Raw genomic sequence first — 16,015 nt, 5'->3', positions numbered from 1 at the left:
TTCAGATCAGTGCTCAGTCATCAACTAGTCTTCAAGACGAGGCGGTTTGATGTTTGAACCGACTTTAATTGGTAAATCGCTTTCAATTACATAGGCATAACTAAGACGATCAAAGCTCTTAAAGATCATGACATTACCCACATATTGTCCAGGTAATTTGACCATTTCTTTGGTTTTAGGGTCTTTGACAGTTTCGCCGTCTTGATAAGCATGAAACACTTGTCCGATTTCAATGCCATCATTTGTACCACGGTCAACGGTGACGACACCATTTTTAGCAGCAGTCCCAATTGAACCCATGACACGAATGATTTTACCGCCATCTTTGACTTGATTTGCATCTGTTGGATAGAACAATGTCGGCAACATCGCATCTTGTTCAGCCATTACACGATCGCCACGACGCACTTCACCATTGTAGCTATCGGTTAATTCAACTGTGGTGATGTCATTTTCATTGCGAATGGCAACACCTGAAGCCACTTGAGTGAGTTCGATGCCGAGGTTCTGCTTTTTACCGTGCTCATCAACAATGATGTAGGGTTCGCCTTCGCGGAATACGCCATAGCGCTGACCATTTTCTAGTCCTTTACCACGTACATAGACACTTTGACCTTTACCTGCAAGGACGCGTTTGTCAGCTGTACCCAAAATATATGGAGTATGAGCAATGGTGTCTACTGGAAGAATCGAGGTGCGTTCTAACCATTGTTGAATATGCGCCAGTGGAATCACGGGAACACTATTATTTAGAGCTTCAACACGAACCTGTGGACGTAAGGTTGAGGTATTGCCACTGTGGCGACGAATGATCCCAGCACAGCCATCGCCCTCATCTTTGCCAATTAAAGGTTTGCCGTTCAATGTGCACAATAACAGACGATCACCTGGATAAATCCAGTGTGGGTTTTTCACGTGTTTATTGCTTGCCCAAATTTCTGGCCAGCGCCAAGGTTTGCTTAAAAACTTGCCTGAGATATCCCAAAGCGTGTCACCTTTTTTCACCACATAAACATGGGGTGCACCTGCTTTGACAGCAGGAGGGCTAACGTTTGGACTTGCAGCATGTGCGATATTGACGCTCATCCCCAATCCCGCGCAAATTGCCACGGCAATCAGTTGTTTTTTTAACCCCAAGGCATGAAATGAGTGTATGCCGTTTAAAACCTTTTTCATTATCATAATTCCTAAAAATTATGTGCGTAGTTGCGTTATAATAACGACATTACCCACATTTTTTTTTGATCAAGCATTCCCTTCAGTCGGTTTTCTGATCAACGGCATAAGTTGAGGATGTCAGTATGGCCTTATTACCTATTCTAAGTTTTCCTGATCCCCGCCTTCGCACCATTGCCAAGCCAGTCGAAGAAGTCACTGATGATATTCGTCAGCTTGCAGCAGATATGCTTGAAACCATGTACGAGGCACCGGGTATAGGTTTAGCGGCATCTCAGGTTGATCATCATATTCAGCTTATTGTTATGGACATCTCTGAAGAGAAAAACCAACCGATGGTGTTCATTAACCCCAAAGTCACTCCGCTGACTGTAGATACTCAGCCTTATGAAGAAGGCTGTCTCTCCGTGCCTCAAATATACGACAAAGTTGAGCGTCCGTCACGCGTAAAAATCGAAGCAATTAACCTTGAAGGTCAAGCATTTGAGTTAGAAGCTGACGAACTTCTCGCTGTTTGCATCCAACATGAAATGGATCACTTAAATGGCAAACTTTTTGTGGATTATTTATCGCCATTAAAACGTCAGCGTGCCCGTGAAAAAGTGGAAAAATTGGTTCGCCAGCGTGAAAAAGAGAAAGTGGCAGTTAAACGTTAAGTCAAAATAGAGTTCCCCTCTTTAGTAAAGAGGGGTAGGGGAGATTTTTACTTTGTTTCGTTGTGGTTTGCTGTTTGCATTCGCCGCGGTCTGTTTACAGATCGCGGTATTTTTGCAGCCATTACTTCCGAAGCAATATCAAATCGCACCTGTGTGTGAAACCATTACCCAAGCTTTGCTATTACCTAAAATACAAGTCCTATCAAGCCAAGCCGTACATTCTTCGCATCATCACCCACATCAGCTTGAACATACTCAAGTTTCGATGCCGCAACATGATCATCATGATCCGAATCATCAATGTCAGTATTGTACTGTCTATGCCAACTTGATCCTGCCGCCTGAGCTTGGGATTAAAGAGGTCTTGGTTCGGATTCAGATCCGTTTAGTGGCCTATCAACATGCCTTTAGACATGTTTATTTTGCGCTACAACAACTGTTTTTATTGCCCCAAGGGCGAGCCCCGCCACACTTTGCATAAATCATTGCTTTTTAAATAGGGTGAATCCAATTCGCCCCTACGAGAGTTTGTAAATTTGATTTTGCAAACTCAAGCCGTGTTTATGTTTTAAGGAAAGCTCTTATGGCTCAGCCTAAATTTTTATTACAACCGCTCATGGTTGCGATGCTTGCTGTCTCAAATACCGCGATGGTGTGGGCAAGTACGGAAACTCAATCAACGCAACAATCTGCTCAAGTCGTGCTTGCACCGATCGTCATCACTGCACAACAACCCAATCAGAGCAATGGATTGGTCATTCAAGCCGATCCTAAGCAACCGATTCAGCCTGTACCTGCAACCGATGGTGCAGATTATTTACAAAGCATTATGGGATTCAGTGCCATTAAAAATGGAGGCAGCAATGGCGATGTTACCTTCCGTGGTATGTTTGGTTCGCGTATTAAAATGTTGGTGGATGGCAGTGAAAACCTAGGTGCTTGTCCATCACGGATGGATGCACCGACCTCTTATATTCAACCTGAAAGCTTTGACCAAATCACGGTGATTAAAGGGCCGCAAACGGTTCAATATGCAACGCCTGGCTCTGCTGCCACGGTGATTTTTGAACGTCAGCCTGAAAACCTAAGCAAAGATCAACCCTATCGCGGTCAAGCCAGTGTATTGGTCGGTTCTTACGGACGTTTAGATCATAATGTTGAAACTGCAATTGGTGATGAAACGAAATATGCACGTTTGAATGCCAATCGTTCTGTGTCAAATGATTATCAAGATGGTGACGGGAAAAATGTTCACTCCAACTGGGAACGCTGGGGTGCTGATCTTGCCTTAGGCTGGAAACCGACTGAGGATGCTTGGTTAGAACTTCGTGCAGGTAAAGGCGATGGTGAAGCTGCTTATGCAGGTCGTGGTATGGATGGCGCGCAATTTAAACGTGAAAGTTTGAGCTTACATGCCGAGCAGAAAAATCTGAACAACGTGATTAAAAAAGTCCAAGCACAAGTGGACTATAGCTATAACGATCACATTATGGATAATTTTAGTTTACGTACTCCGCCGATGACCAATATGAATATGCACGGCATGCAGATGATGGTACCGAATAAAATGTCGATGCGTGTCGATCGCCGAACCTTAAATACCCGTTTGGCGGTCACGACAGATTGGGATAAATTCAGCGTGGTTTCAGGACTGGATAGCCAGCATAACAAGCATGGTGGTGACATGATGATGTATGCCATGCCTAAAATGAGTTCGCCTTATGCTGAGGATTTGAAGTTCCAGTCTTATGGTGCGTTTAGTGAGTGGACCTATAACGTTGATGCTGATCAAAAATTAGTTGCAGGTATGCGCGTCGATCAAGTCAAAATTGATCAACTTCAAAATGGTAAAAACCGCAAGGATACCGTGCCAAGTGGCTTTATCCGTATTGAAAAAGCGTTACCTGAACATGGCGTGAAAACCTATGCAGGCGTGGGCTATGTTGAACGCACCCCTGATTTTTGGGAGTTGTATAGTACTTCAACAAATCGTGGGGTGGGGACAACCGATATGATGGGTGTCACCACTTATCGTATGATTGATAATTTAGACAATCTGAAAAATGAACGTACAGCCCAATTCGATATTGGTTTTCAGGCTGAACATGGCGTATGGAATACATGGGCTTCTGCTTACGCAGGTTTAATTAAAGACTTTATTTTGTTGGAATATCATACGCCTGATAAGCGAAAACCTTTAGCACGGAATGTTGATGCAACCATTGCAGGTGCTGAAGCAGGCGTGGGTTATCAGTTTAATGATCAGATCCAAGCAGATGTATCAACGATGTATGCTTGGGGTAAAAACACCTCGGATGATCGTGCTTTGCCGCAAATTGCACCTTTAGAAGGACGTATTAATCTTCGCTATGTCGAGGAGAAATATAGTTTAGGGCTATTATGGCGTGTGGTTGCTAAACAAAATCGTATTAGCCTAAATGAAGGCAATGTGGTTGGCTATGACATGAATCCAAGTAAAGCGTTCGATACTTTGGCTTTGAATGGGACATATAAGTTAACAGATACTGTTGATGTGTCAGTTGGTGTCGATAATGTCTTGGATAAGACCTACACCGAACATCTCAATAAAGCGGGTGCGTCCATGTTTGGATATGGCGCCAGTGAACAGTTTAATAATATTGGACGGAATTACTGGATGCGCATGAGCATGAAGTTCTAAGCAACAAAAAACAAGGTGGACTGCCCACCTTGTTTTTATTCTAAAATAGGAAATCTAAGCCAAACAATCTTGTTTTGGCATTAAACTATCGCAATACAGCGGGTTTAATGCACATTGTAAATCATCAATCTGCTCTTGAGTGACATAGCCTTCGGCTTTGAGATATTCTGCTACACGGTCATCACGCAAACTCAAAAACGCAGCATCGTATACACCTAAATCAACAAATAATGCGGCGGTTTCTAGACTATTAAAGTGATCTAAAAAGACGTCATTTTCATACATTAAAAAAATATGTTCAATTTCAGCATCACTCTCAATTTTTAAGCGCTGCGCTAAATTTTCAGGGCGTGTTTTGATAAAAAGCAAATCTGAAAGTTCATCAAATTGAGTTCGATCGAGCTGATTTTCACCTGCTTTTACATGACCCAACCACGCTTTAAAGACCAGTACCGCACCACCGCGTAACAACATGCTCCACATTTGATGGCGAGTATCTTGATCTAGATGAGATGACTCAGTTTCGAGTGCTTTTAAGAAAATTTCTTCTTGTTGGGCTAATTTTTCAAATAAACCTAAACCCTGTGGCTGATAAGCAGCAGGTGCGAATACATCAAAATGCAGCTCATCGAAAACATTTAAAGCCAGAGGAACAGCCGCTTGATACAGCGTATTCAATGCGCGTAAGTGGGTATCATTTAATTTGTTTTGAGCAAAGATAGTTTGCCAGTTGAGTTGTGGTAAGAGTGCATTGGCGCTGTATTGACGATAAAACTGTTGCGAGCGATGTTCAGAGCTAAGCTGGGGGCTATTCATGATCAATATCCTTTCTGGCGGTATTATTGTGAGAAATCCTAAAGACGTGCAAATAGGTTTCTATTGATTCGCATAAATTTATGCTTTATTCAGAAAGCAAGTAGAATACGACTAAAGTCTTATATGGCGGTTTTTGATATAAAATAATAATTAAAACAATATATTATGAAATTGTAAGTAAGTGTACAATCGTTCACTAATGTAAGTGGAAATTTTTGCCATAGTCAAAAACTATTTGAGCACTTCGGTCAATTTTTTAGCAACCAAAGTGCAGATTTTTGATGGTTTTTGCCTATGTTTCAAAATATTATGCTATTTATTCGACTTCTTTCATAAATCCCCTTGCGGAACTTCAATCGTTCCTCATTCTCCCGATGGTGAAATACAAGGAGGGTATAAATAATGATGAAAGCAGTCTATTACATCGGCAAGATTTTTAAACCTGATAACCAAGCGCGTAAACCTGCGGGTTTGAGTGGCTTTTTGAGCAGTACAATATTCTGTTTTTTCAGTCGTTGTGGCAATTCAGGATCTGAATCTGCCGTGATCAGTGCCACCGGAACATGTGCGGGTCGATGTTGTTCAATAAAATCTAAACCACGTTGATCGTGATTTAAATGCTGATCAATCAACCAGACTTGAATATCATGCTGTGTGATGAGTTGTAGCGCTTCTTCAGGTTCGGTTGCGGTGAAAACTTGATAGCCCCACTTACTGAGTAAAGTTCGCATCCCGTCTAAAATAGTTTCATCATTGTCCAGACAAAGAACTTTATAAGCCGTGTGTTGTAGTGCTGTGGTTGGTACGACAGGTGTATGTATCTTTGTGGCTGCTGTCAACGGCACTTCAATCATAAAGCAGGAGCCTTTGCCCAATTCGGAATGTACATGGACGGGGAAATCTAAGAGATGGGTCATGCGTTGTACGATCGCCAGCCCCAGCCCAAGACCTTGCTCTCCCCAAGGTGATGTGTGCCCGCAACGCTCAAATTCTTGGAACAGTTTAACCCGTTGTTGCTCGTTTATGCCCGGCCCAGTATCCCAAACCCCGATCCGGATATGATTGGGTCGTTGTGCGGAGCGTAATACGCCCACCACAACGCGACCCTGAGCGGTATAGCGGAGCGCATTGCTGACAAAATTTTGAATAATTCGTCGCATCCATTGTGGGTCAGTATCGACCCAAAACTTGGTGTCATGGACTTTGAGCTGAATGTTTCTTTGAGCAGCGATGGATTTGAATTGCAGTTCAAGATCATTGAGCAAATCATGCAAGGCATAGGCTTGTCGTTTAGGTTGAATGGTTCCACCTTCCAAACGTGCAATATCTAATAGCGCGGACAACATACTTTCTGCACCATATAGTGCACGATCAAGCTGTTGTAAGGTTTGTTGATCTTCAGACGAATGTATGCTTTGTTCCAGTGCAGTACTAAACAATCGTGCAGCGTGCATTGGTTGCAATAAATCATGGCTGGCTGCAGCAAGAAAGCGGCTTTTGGATTGATTGGCTTTATCGGCTTGTTCCAATGCCAACTGTTGTTCAGTGAGCGCATCTGCCAGTTGTTGTGTGCGATCGTGGACACGTTCTTCTAACACAGCTTCATTGGTACGGAATGCGGTGATGTCTGCAAAAGTTGTGACAAAACCGCCGCCTTTAATCGGGTTGCCGCGCATTTGGATGACCAAGCCATCTTTACGAATACGTTCAAACTCATGCGCGCTACCGACTTTCATCCAGTGAATCCGTTTGCGGACATGTTCTTCTACTGAACCCGGTCCACATTCACCACGTTCAGCGTTATAGCGAATTAGATCTGCAATTGGACAGCCGACATAAACCAGATCTTTAGGATAATCAAACAGTTTTAGATATTGATTGTTCCATGCCACCAAACACATATTCTTATCAACCACACTCACACCTTGGGTCATGTGATCAATCATGGTCATCAGTAAGTTTTGGTTAAAACGTTGCCACTGTGACGCTTGGTCTAAAATATTGGCAACTTGCCCCAAAGCTAAACCATTGTTGATCATGGCAGTGGTCAGCAAGGTACGTGCAGAAGCTGCTCCAATAATCCCTGCAAGATATTGCTCAGTGAAGCGCCACCACATGCCATTGGCAACATGATTCTCATTTAAAAGTACATGATTTTGTTCAGAGAATTGTTGAAAGGCTTGGGTCGTTGGTCTTTCGCCTGTGATCCGTTTCGCCAAAGCCAATAAGTCACCGACTTTTAGGCGGGCTGCATTTTGATGTAAATCCGTCAGATCAGCCGCAGATTGCGCTGAGGGAAGTGGTTTGCTTTCATAATAAAAAAAGCTTTCTGCCTGAATCTGTTCTGCAACACTGGGACGATAAAGACGCGAGATCCAAATATATAAGACAAGGTTGAGACCCAAAGACCAAAGCACACCATGCGTCAGCGGCGCAAAAGATTCAAAGCCGAGCAGTGCTTCTGGACGTAAGCCATGTATATCAAATGGCCCGAATAACAAAATATGTTGTGCAAAGTTTTGATAATGTTCAGGTAAGCTGCGCAGCAAAGTCGGAAAAAGCAGCGTGTAGCTCCACATTACAAAACCGACAATCAGACCGACATAAACCCCTTGTCGGCTTGCCCCACGCCAATATAGTCCGCCAATGAGGGCGGGTGCGAACTGTGCAACGGCACTAAATGCCAGCAGACCGAAGACCGAAAGCTGATTAATATCATTAAAGAAATTAAAAAATAAGAAGCCCAGTAACATCACGCTCAGGATGCTGATCCGCCGTGTTAGTTTGAGCACTTTAGGTAACTGTCGGTCATGTCGAGAAATAATTTTGAAGCGCCATAGCGCAGGCATGATCAAGTCGTTGCTGAGCATGATCGAAAGTGCCACTGATGAAACCAATAGCATGCCAGTTGAAGCAGAAAAACCACCTAAAAATGCCAATAATGCTAACCAATCTTGTTGGTAGCTGAGTGGCAGTGCTAAAACGGCAATATCAGAAGAGCCAAGGGATTCAGGAAGTGCATGTAGTGCCCAACTGGCGATTGGAATGATGGCGATTATGGTGAGAATTAAATAAGCCGCAAACCAATGCCGTGCGCCACGAATATGTTTCTCATCGCGGAGTTCAACCACAGCGACATGAAATTGGCGAGGTAAACAGATCATCGCCAGTGCAGCGAGTAAGGTTTGCACCCAAAAGGTTTCGGGTACGCCGAGTTGTTGTAAATTATAAAAATGCTCCGAGACGTCATTGCTGACTTGTTTAATATTCTCAGGCGATTGTAATAAGAAAAATCCTGCTACACAGAGTAATGCAAACAGTTTTACGAAGGACTCAAATGCGACTGCCAGCATTAGACCACCGTGTTGTTCGGTGTTGGCAATATGTCGTGTGCCAAAAATCATCGCCAAAATTGCAAGTACCGCAGTTAACATCAGAACGCTATTGGTGGTGGTATGTATATTGGCGTTTTGATCAAGAATCACCGCAGCACTGAGTGCAATCGCATGTAGCTGGAGTGCCAGATAGGGCACAATTGCAATCACAGCCAAAATGGTTACAAGGGCGGCCAAGCTGCCACTTTTGCCGTAACGGGCAGCAATAAAATCGGCAATCGATGAAATCGAGTGGTATTGGCGAATACGACCTAAACGCTTCCAAATATCATAACCAAACCAAAGAAATAGCAATGGTCCGAGATAAATAGGTAAGAACAACACACCTTCACGAACTGCTGCGCCAGTTGCCCCATAAAATGTCCAAGATGAGCAATATACACCTAGGGTTAAGCTGAACAGCAACATTCGCCCACGCGTACTGAGTCGACTGGCATGTTTTTCTCCAAAAAATGCACAGCCAAATAACAGCGCGATATAAAGCGCGAGTATGCCAAGAATAAGCCAGCTATTCATATTGCTCACGTGATCAATTCCATTTTTTATCATACCCGAAGCGTGGGCATAGTGAAGCGTACAGATCTGCTTGTAACGACCAAAGTCTAAGTTACGGCATCATCATAAACTTGCTAAGTTGGATAGTGAAGAATCCCATAGAGAAAAAGGGGTCCATGGTTGGACACAAAAATAAGGAGTTGATTATGGATGATTCACAAGTAGAGCAGATTCTACAAAATCCAAAGTTTAAAGAAATGGTGAGAAGGAAAAGTATTTTAAGTTGGACGCTAACAGCGATCATGTTGTTTATCTACGTTGGCTTTATGCTTTTGGTTGGCTACAACAAAGAATTTCTAGCAAGCTCATTTAGTGGTGGTGTCACGACTTGGGGCATTCCTCTCGGTTTAAGCATTATCGTATTGTCCTTTTTATTATGTGGTGTGTATTCGTACATTGCCAATAATAAACTTGACCAACTCAATGAAGAGGCACTCACGGAAGTTGAGGCGATTGCACATGAAAAAGGGAAGCACTGAGATGAAAGGGACATCATTTAAAGCGACACTCTTGGCACTGACCAGCATGTGTTGTTCAAGTATTGCATTGGCTGGGCCTGATCTCGGTGCAGCAGAGCAACAAGCGACCAACTGGCATGCGATCATCATGTTCATGATCTTTGTGGGTTTAACTCTATTGATCACCAAATGGGCAGCCAAAAAAACCCAATCAACACAAGATTTCTATACCGCAGGTGGCGGCATTAGTGGCTTCCAAAATGGCTTAGCGATTGCAGGCGACTATATGTCTGCTGCATCATTCTTGGGTATTTCTGCGCTCGTCTTTATGTCAGGCTTTGATGGTCTGTTGTACTCGCTCGGTTTTATGGTTGGTTGGCCGATTGTTTTATTCTTGGTGGCTGAGCGTTTACGTAACTTAGGTAAATATAATCTATCTGATGTGGTTTCATTCCGCTTGGAAGAGAAGCCAGTCCGTACTTTGGCAGCCATTAGCTCATTGGTGGTGGTGGCTTTCTATCTGATTGCGCAAATGGTGGGTGCAGGTCAGTTGATCAAACTGTTATTTGGTTTGAACTATAATCTTGCGGTGGTGATCGTTGGTCTATTGATGATGGCCTATGTCATGTTTGGCGGAATGTTAGCCACCACATGGGTACAAATCATTAAGGCGGTGATGTTACTCAGCGGTGCAACCTTCATGGCCTTTATGGTGATGAAAGCAGTTGGTTTTAGCTTTACCAATATGTTTAACCAAGCGATCGACGTGTACAGTCAAGCACACCATTTAAGCTGGGATGAAGCACTTAGAATTATGGGGCCGGGAACACTGACCGCAAATCCAATTGATGCAGTTTCACTTGGTTTAGCGTTGATGTTTGGTACCGCAGGTTTACCACATATTCTAATGCGTTTCTTCACCGTGAAAGATGCAAAAGAAGCACGTAAATCGGTTGTGGTTGCGACGGGCTTTATTGGCTACTTCTATTTGTTAACTTTTATCATTGGTTTCGGTGCGATCTTATTCGTTGCGAACAATCCGCAATTCCTTGATCTTGCAAAAATGGCAGTGACAGGCAAGTTAGAACTAATGGGTGGTAACAACATGGCTGCGGTGCATCTGAGTGATGCCGTTGGTGGCGATTTGTTTATGGGCTTCATTTCGGCGGTGGCCTTTGCAACGATCCTTGCGGTGGTTGCAGGCTTGACCCTTTCAGGTGCTTCTGCGATCTCACATGACTTGTATGCAAACGTGTTTAAAAAAGGTAAAACCACACCTGCATCTGAGTTGCGTATGTCAAAAATGGCAACTTTAGGTTTAGCTATTTTTGCGATGATCTTGGGTATTTTGTTCGAAAAGCAAAACGTAGCATTTATGGTTGGATTGGCATTCTCTGTCGCATGTTGTGCAAACTTCCCAATTCTTGTGTTATCAATGTTCTGGAAAGGTCTAACCACTCGTGGTGCAGTGATTGGCTGTTTGGTTGGTTTGGTCGGTGCTGTAAGTTTGATTATTCTTTCTAAAGCGGTTTGGGTGGATACGTTGGGTATTGCTGAAACAGCGCCAAATCCATTTAATGGTCCAGCATTATTTGCAATGCCATTATCATTTTTCTGCTGTTGGTTCTTCTCTGTAACGGATAAGTCAGCACGTGCAGAAAAAGAACGCAAAGCATTTGATGCGCAGTATGTGCGTTCAATGACAGGTGTCGGAGCTACAGGCGCTTCAGATCACTAAACACATTTGATCCTTAAAAACAAAACCCTCATATCAAATGAGGGTTTTTTTATATGTTTATTGATGCATGCTCGCGAGCTGTTTTGATTGGTTCTGATACAAAGACAATCCCGATTTTTGCATGTGTCGACCGTTACGCTCCAACAAAACATTCAATTGAGGAATGAATCTTGCGCCTGTATAAAGTGTCAGATTGCGCAACAGCAGATAATAAGCAAACCAAGATGCGAATCGAGGGGCAAGTCCCAATTTTTTCATTTTCTTACGTCCAATAAAGAACTGGGTCATTTCTAAATGTTGTCGATAAGCTAGCTTTTGTTGAAAAGTACCAAGATAGCGATATTGCCGTTCAAAAGGTTCTTTAGAAAGACTCGAACCAAGTGAAATACTACTGGCATCGGATTGTGGGTGCGCGAATTGCATCCAATAGATCAGTTTCCAACCGTCTGATTCTTTATCTACTAGCCATTTTTCATCAATCCCCATCAACCAACCTGCATATTTCCAAAAATGCAGAAAGCTGCCTACTTCTTGCTGATTTGGGAAAATTCCGAGTGCACGAATGCCAATCAGAACCACACCACTAAACGCAATATTGGTCATCGCTTGATCGTACTGGTTAATCGGTACACCCCACGTTTCAGCGTCCCATTTCTCCGATTTTTGCAATTGATGACGAACTAAGGAGTGAATGAAACGGACATAGATCGTTGAGGTAAAACCTTTGCTGAAACGCGCAAAACCATCTTGTTCGGTAATATCGATCCACCATTTGGTGGTTTCAGCCAAACGTGTACCTGCTTGTTTGTTTAATGCGCCTGTCAGTACCAAAGGTTGATTAAATCCGGGATACATATAACCCGTCATTAAGGATAAATCTCTTAAAATAAAACCATTATTGGCACCTAAGCGATAGGTGAATTTGAGTGCGGCATCTATTTTACTCGGTTCATACCAAGTAGGGGGCTGTTGTACCAAATCAAAAAAGGTCGTCAGTTCAGGAATCTCATGTGGCAGTTGATCTAAACCTTGATATAGCGCCGTTTCAAAATATTTTCGATGTTGTCGAGGGTTGAGCATCACCCAACGCATGACTTGATCCATCGGTTCATCACCACTTTGCAATGCGATGTTGAGGGCGAGATATTCTTCGTAACTGGGTTGGACTTTTTGATCAGTCATATAACTTAAGATTTTAGTTTTGATATTTGACTGAATCATTTGCTTAAAGGATGCTAAGCGTTTTGGTCTAATCATACTTTGCATTGCATAATGCCTCTGATTGTTATTTAATCAAAGCATAATATGAATAAATATTCGTATTCAATTCGCATTTAAATTGAGACGAAGTATGAGGAAGCGACCACAGCAACAACGTGCCAAAATGATTGTGGAAAGTATTTTGGAAGGAACGCAAAAATGCATTTCAGAATATGGTGTATTGCATGTCACCACGCCCAAAATTTCTGAAAAATCAGGCGTTAGTGTTGGATCTATTTATCAGTATTTTGAGAATAAAGAACAGATTATTGCTGAATTATTATTACGCAAAAGCGAAGATCTAGGACAAGCTTTAAAACAGTTGGTGACCTTGCAGCAGCAAGCGTCTATTCAAGACATCATCACATTAAGTATTGCGTTTGGCTTTGAATCTTTGAAATCAGATCAAGGTTTTTTTATTGAAATTTTAAAAAATTGGCATGCTTATAGTGATTCAGATGCGGCACAGCTATTGGAAAGACATTTTTTAGAAATCGGGATGTATTTATTTGGACGTTATTATCCGCATTGGGATTTTGAAACCTTGAAACATAAATCTTTTGTGATTATTAACAGTACTTTATTTACCATGATGCGCTATGTCAGTAAGAATACTTTTTTGATTGAAGAGCAACGATTGCAACAAGAACTTGGAAAAATGATTATTGCTTTTTTAGATACAGTTTAAGTCGAACACGGTCATGCTTTATTTGCTGCAATATGTAGGGTATTGGTGAGCAAAGTGGTTGATGATTAGCTGTTTAGTACATTCTTTGTTACCCTAAAAATAACCGAAAGAAAGGTTTTTATTGGAAAGTGGTCAGTTTTGTGTGAGCAAGATTGGTACTTCCATTTGATAAACTCTGATGAGTTTTTTTACATATTAGACGTTTTTTATTATTCAATTTCCGTCTTCTAGTGTGCCTAAGCCAAGCAATAGCTATTAGAACAGTATGGAGAAAATATGCATTCCAAAACATCATCTTGGTTGGCTAACGTCAACCGAAATGTTTTCTTTAGTACGGTATTGATCATTGTCGTTTTTCTTTCATTTGCAATCATTGCACCTGATCTCTTTGAAAACTTAACTGCACAAGCAAAACAATGGATTACGGACTCTTTTAGTTGGTTCTATATTTTGTGTGTTGCCATCTTCCTTGTGTTGTTGGTTTATATTGCGTGCTCATCAAGCGGCAATATTAAATTGGGACCCGATCATAGCCAGCCAGATTATAGTAACGGCTCTTGGTTCGCGATGCTGTTTACCGCAGGGATGGGGGTTGGACTGATGTTCTTTGGTGTGGCAGAACCTGTCATGCATTATGTCACTCCTCCAACTAGTGATCCTGAGACGGTTCAAGCAGCTAAAGAAGCAATAAGAATCACCTTCTTTCACTGGGGTGTACATGCTTGGGCTGTGTATGCCTTAGTGGGCTTATCTCTCGCTTATTTTTCCTATCGCCATAATTTACCGCTAAAAACACGTTCTGCATTGTATCCACTGATTGGTAAAAGAATTTATGGTCGATGGGGCGATGCCATTGATACCTTTGCCACTGTTGGGACGATTTTTGGTGTCGCAACGTCATTGGGCTTTGGTGTATTACAGGTCAATGCTGGTTTAAATTATTTAGTGGGTATCGAGCAGAGTACTGGCACACAAATTGGTTTAATTATTTTCGTTAGTATCTTGGCTGCTTTGTCGGTTTTTGCTGGGTTAGATAAAGGTGTAAAGCGCCTATCAGAACTTAATTTAATACTTGCAGTAATATTGGTTGTTTTTGTTTTCTTGGCAGGACCAACACTACACTTACTCCGCACTACCGTTGAAAATACGGGACAGTATCTTTCCAACTTATTTGTGATGACTTTTAATTTACAGGCCTATGAGTCGACGGGTTGGATCGGCGGCTGGACGGTTTTTTATTGGTCTTGGTGGATCGCTTGGTCGCCATTTGTTGGGATGTTTATCGCGCGTGTTTCACGAGGTCGAACCATTCGAGAGTTTATTCTCGGCGTTATTCTGATTCCGACAGGTTTTACTATTGTTTGGATGGGTTTCTGGGGAAATGCCGCACTCTTTAGCATCATGCAAGAAAACAATATTGCGTTGATGCAAATGGTGCAACAAGATTCATCAGTGGCACTTTTTGAGTTTTTAAATCATTTGCCGTTCTCGGCTGTGATGAGCTTATTGGCGGCAATACTGGTTTTACTTTTCTTTGTGACCTCTGCGGATTCAGGTGCTTTAGTTGTGAACTATCTCACGGCTAAAGATGAAAACACACCTGCATGGCAGCGTGTATTCTGGGTGGTGTTGATCTCGATCCTCACTATTTGTTTGCTCTTGGTTGGTGGTCTGTCCACGTTACAGGCTTCAATGTTGGTGAGCGCATTACCATTTGCCGTGATTATGCTGCTGATGGCTTGGGGTTTACTGAAAGCATTGAATCTCGATGCAACCAAATCAAAAATGTTGACCGAGGCTCGAACCACGCCAAGAGCGATGAACAATCCACGCAGTTGGCAACAGCGTTTAGGCTTAATTATGCATTACCCTCATACGGAAGATGAGGTGAAGCAATATATTGCAACTCAAGTGCTAAAAGCATTTGAGGCAGTCCAAGCCGAATTTAAACGTCGGAAGTTAAGCGTCGCTATTGATGAAACCGAACAAGGTTTACGTTTGCGTGTCGATCATCACCAAGAAATTAACTTTGAATATACTGTTTTTTCAAGCAAGACCACGCCACCGAGCTTTATGCTTGGGCAAAGTGAAGCGGATGATAGTGAATACTTTCAAGCTGAGGTGTTCTTGCGTGAAGGTGGGCAAAATTACGATGTAATGGATTGGACACAGGAGGACTTGATCCAAGATATTATTGATCAATACGAACGCCACTTATATTTCCTTAACGTTGTGAGAAGCTGATAAAAGCAGGAAACAATCAAAAAAGAAGTCCTTAGGGACTTCTTTTTTGCTATTTAAGGCATAAAAAATCATATTTATGCCGATAAAAGCACCAAACCAATCGTTTTTGTAGAAAAAAGAAACAAGCGAAAGGGAAAGTTAAAAAAAGGGGTTGTGTGGTATTGGAAATGCTGTAGAATGCACATCCATCGGCGGTGATGCAGATAAAAACTTGTTGAGAAACAAGGATTTGGATTGAAAGATTTAAATCTTGAGTTTGAGAATAAGTTTTAAAAATATCTAAATTGCCTGTTGACTTTTAAGAGATTAAGAGTAATATAGCCGACCTAGCTTGATGGTGACGAATCAT

Annotated in this window: 11 protein-coding genes; 7 read left to right on the top strand and 4 right to left on the bottom strand. The window is 42.3% G+C overall.

Features of this window, described 5'->3' with window-relative positions:
- Positions 1-24: 24 nt before the first annotated feature.
- Complete coding sequence (locus MMO38_RS12195) at positions 25-1,176, bottom strand: LysM peptidoglycan-binding domain-containing protein (RefSeq protein WP_241323704.1); 1,152 nt, start codon at positions 1,174-1,176, stop codon at positions 25-27.
- Positions 1,177-1,301: 125 nt separating this feature from the next.
- Between MMO38_RS12195 and def the strand changes: the two genes are divergently transcribed.
- The 3 genes from def (at position 1,302) to MMO38_RS12180 (ending at position 4,512) form a co-directional block, all read left to right on the top strand.
- Positions 1,302-1,832, top strand: a complete 531-nt coding sequence (gene def / locus MMO38_RS12190; protein ID WP_004668129.1) for a peptide deformylase — start codon at positions 1,302-1,304, stop codon at positions 1,830-1,832.
- A gap of 43 nt (positions 1,833-1,875) precedes the next feature.
- Positions 1,876-2,313 carry a DUF2946 family protein gene (locus tag MMO38_RS12185; RefSeq protein WP_241323748.1) on the top strand — a complete coding sequence of 146 codons (438 nt, stop codon included), beginning with the start codon at positions 1,876-1,878 and terminating at the stop codon, positions 2,311-2,313.
- 102 nt (positions 2,314-2,415) lie between these two features.
- On the top strand, positions 2,416-4,512 hold the full coding sequence (locus MMO38_RS12180; protein WP_241323703.1) for a TonB-dependent copper receptor: 2,097 nt from the start codon (positions 2,416-2,418) through the stop codon (positions 4,510-4,512).
- 54 nt (positions 4,513-4,566) lie between these two features.
- On the opposite strand, the gene MMO38_RS12175 is transcribed toward MMO38_RS12180, so the two are convergent.
- The gene (locus MMO38_RS12175; protein WP_004668132.1) at positions 4,567-5,328 is read right to left on the bottom strand and encodes a hypothetical protein; all 762 of its coding nucleotides are present in this window, start codon (positions 5,326-5,328) and stop codon (positions 4,567-4,569) included.
- Positions 5,329-5,747: 419 nt separating this feature from the next.
- On the bottom strand, positions 5,748-9,239 hold the full coding sequence (locus MMO38_RS12170) for a PAS domain-containing hybrid sensor histidine kinase/response regulator (RefSeq protein ID WP_241323702.1): 3,492 nt from the start codon (positions 9,237-9,239) through the stop codon (positions 5,748-5,750).
- 185 nt (positions 9,240-9,424) lie between these two features.
- On the opposite strand from MMO38_RS12170, the gene MMO38_RS12165 reads away from it, so the two are divergent.
- On the top strand, positions 9,425-9,757 hold the full coding sequence (locus MMO38_RS12165; RefSeq protein ID WP_241323701.1) for a DUF485 domain-containing protein: 333 nt from the start codon (positions 9,425-9,427) through the stop codon (positions 9,755-9,757).
- A gap of 1 nt (position 9,758) precedes the next feature.
- Positions 9,759-11,474, top strand: a complete 1,716-nt coding sequence (locus MMO38_RS12160) for a cation acetate symporter (protein ID WP_034594862.1) — start codon at positions 9,759-9,761, stop codon at positions 11,472-11,474.
- Between the two features lie 57 nt (positions 11,475-11,531).
- Here the strand turns inward: MMO38_RS12160 and MMO38_RS12155 are convergent, their stop codons facing one another.
- Entirely contained in the window at positions 11,532-12,740 is a 1,209-nt protein-coding gene (locus MMO38_RS12155; protein ID WP_241323700.1) for an oxygenase MpaB family protein, read from the bottom strand.
- Between the two features lie 85 nt (positions 12,741-12,825).
- Between MMO38_RS12155 and MMO38_RS12150 the strand changes: the two genes are divergently transcribed.
- Both MMO38_RS12150 and betT read left to right on the top strand, forming a co-directional pair.
- Complete coding sequence (locus MMO38_RS12150) at positions 12,826-13,422, top strand: TetR/AcrR family transcriptional regulator (protein WP_241323699.1); 597 nt, start codon at positions 12,826-12,828, stop codon at positions 13,420-13,422.
- 276 nt (positions 13,423-13,698) lie between these two features.
- Positions 13,699-15,666, top strand: coding sequence for a choline BCCT transporter BetT (gene betT, locus MMO38_RS12145; RefSeq protein WP_241323698.1), 1,968 nt, complete (start codon positions 13,699-13,701; stop codon positions 15,664-15,666).
- Positions 15,667-16,015 lie beyond the last annotated feature (349 nt).

Source organism: Acinetobacter sp. NIPH 1852 (assembly GCF_022549455.1).
In the GTDB taxonomy this organism is placed as follows: domain Bacteria; phylum Pseudomonadota; class Gammaproteobacteria; order Pseudomonadales; family Moraxellaceae; genus Acinetobacter.
The sequence above is the reverse complement of the archived record's forward strand: the minus strand, read 5'-3'. Positions and strand labels throughout refer to the sequence as shown.

Excerpts from the sequence above, each read along its gene's own strand:
- MMO38_RS12150 (WP_241323699.1), top strand. The coding sequence starts at position 12,826 with ATGAGGAAGCGACCACAGCAACAACGTGCCAAAATGATTGTGGAAAGT.
- MMO38_RS12180 (WP_241323703.1), top strand. The coding sequence starts at position 2,416 with ATGGCTCAGCCTAAATTTTTATTACAACCGCTCATGGTTGCGATGCTT.
- MMO38_RS12195 (WP_241323704.1), bottom strand. The coding sequence starts at position 1,176 with ATGAAAAAGGTTTTAAACGGCATACACTCATTTCATGCCTTGGGGTTA.
- def (WP_004668129.1), top strand. The coding sequence starts at position 1,302 with ATGGCCTTATTACCTATTCTAAGTTTTCCTGATCCCCGCCTTCGCACC.
- MMO38_RS12155 (WP_241323700.1), bottom strand. The coding sequence starts at position 12,740 with ATGCAAAGTATGATTAGACCAAAACGCTTAGCATCCTTTAAGCAAATG.
- betT (WP_241323698.1), top strand. The coding sequence starts at position 13,699 with ATGCATTCCAAAACATCATCTTGGTTGGCTAACGTCAACCGAAATGTT.
- MMO38_RS12175 (WP_004668132.1), bottom strand. The coding sequence starts at position 5,328 with ATGAATAGCCCCCAGCTTAGCTCTGAACATCGCTCGCAACAGTTTTAT.
- MMO38_RS12165 (WP_241323701.1), top strand. The coding sequence starts at position 9,425 with ATGGATGATTCACAAGTAGAGCAGATTCTACAAAATCCAAAGTTTAAA.
- MMO38_RS12170 (WP_241323702.1), bottom strand. The coding sequence starts at position 9,239 with ATGAATAGCTGGCTTATTCTTGGCATACTCGCGCTTTATATCGCGCTG.
- MMO38_RS12160 (WP_034594862.1), top strand. The coding sequence starts at position 9,759 with ATGAAAGGGACATCATTTAAAGCGACACTCTTGGCACTGACCAGCATG.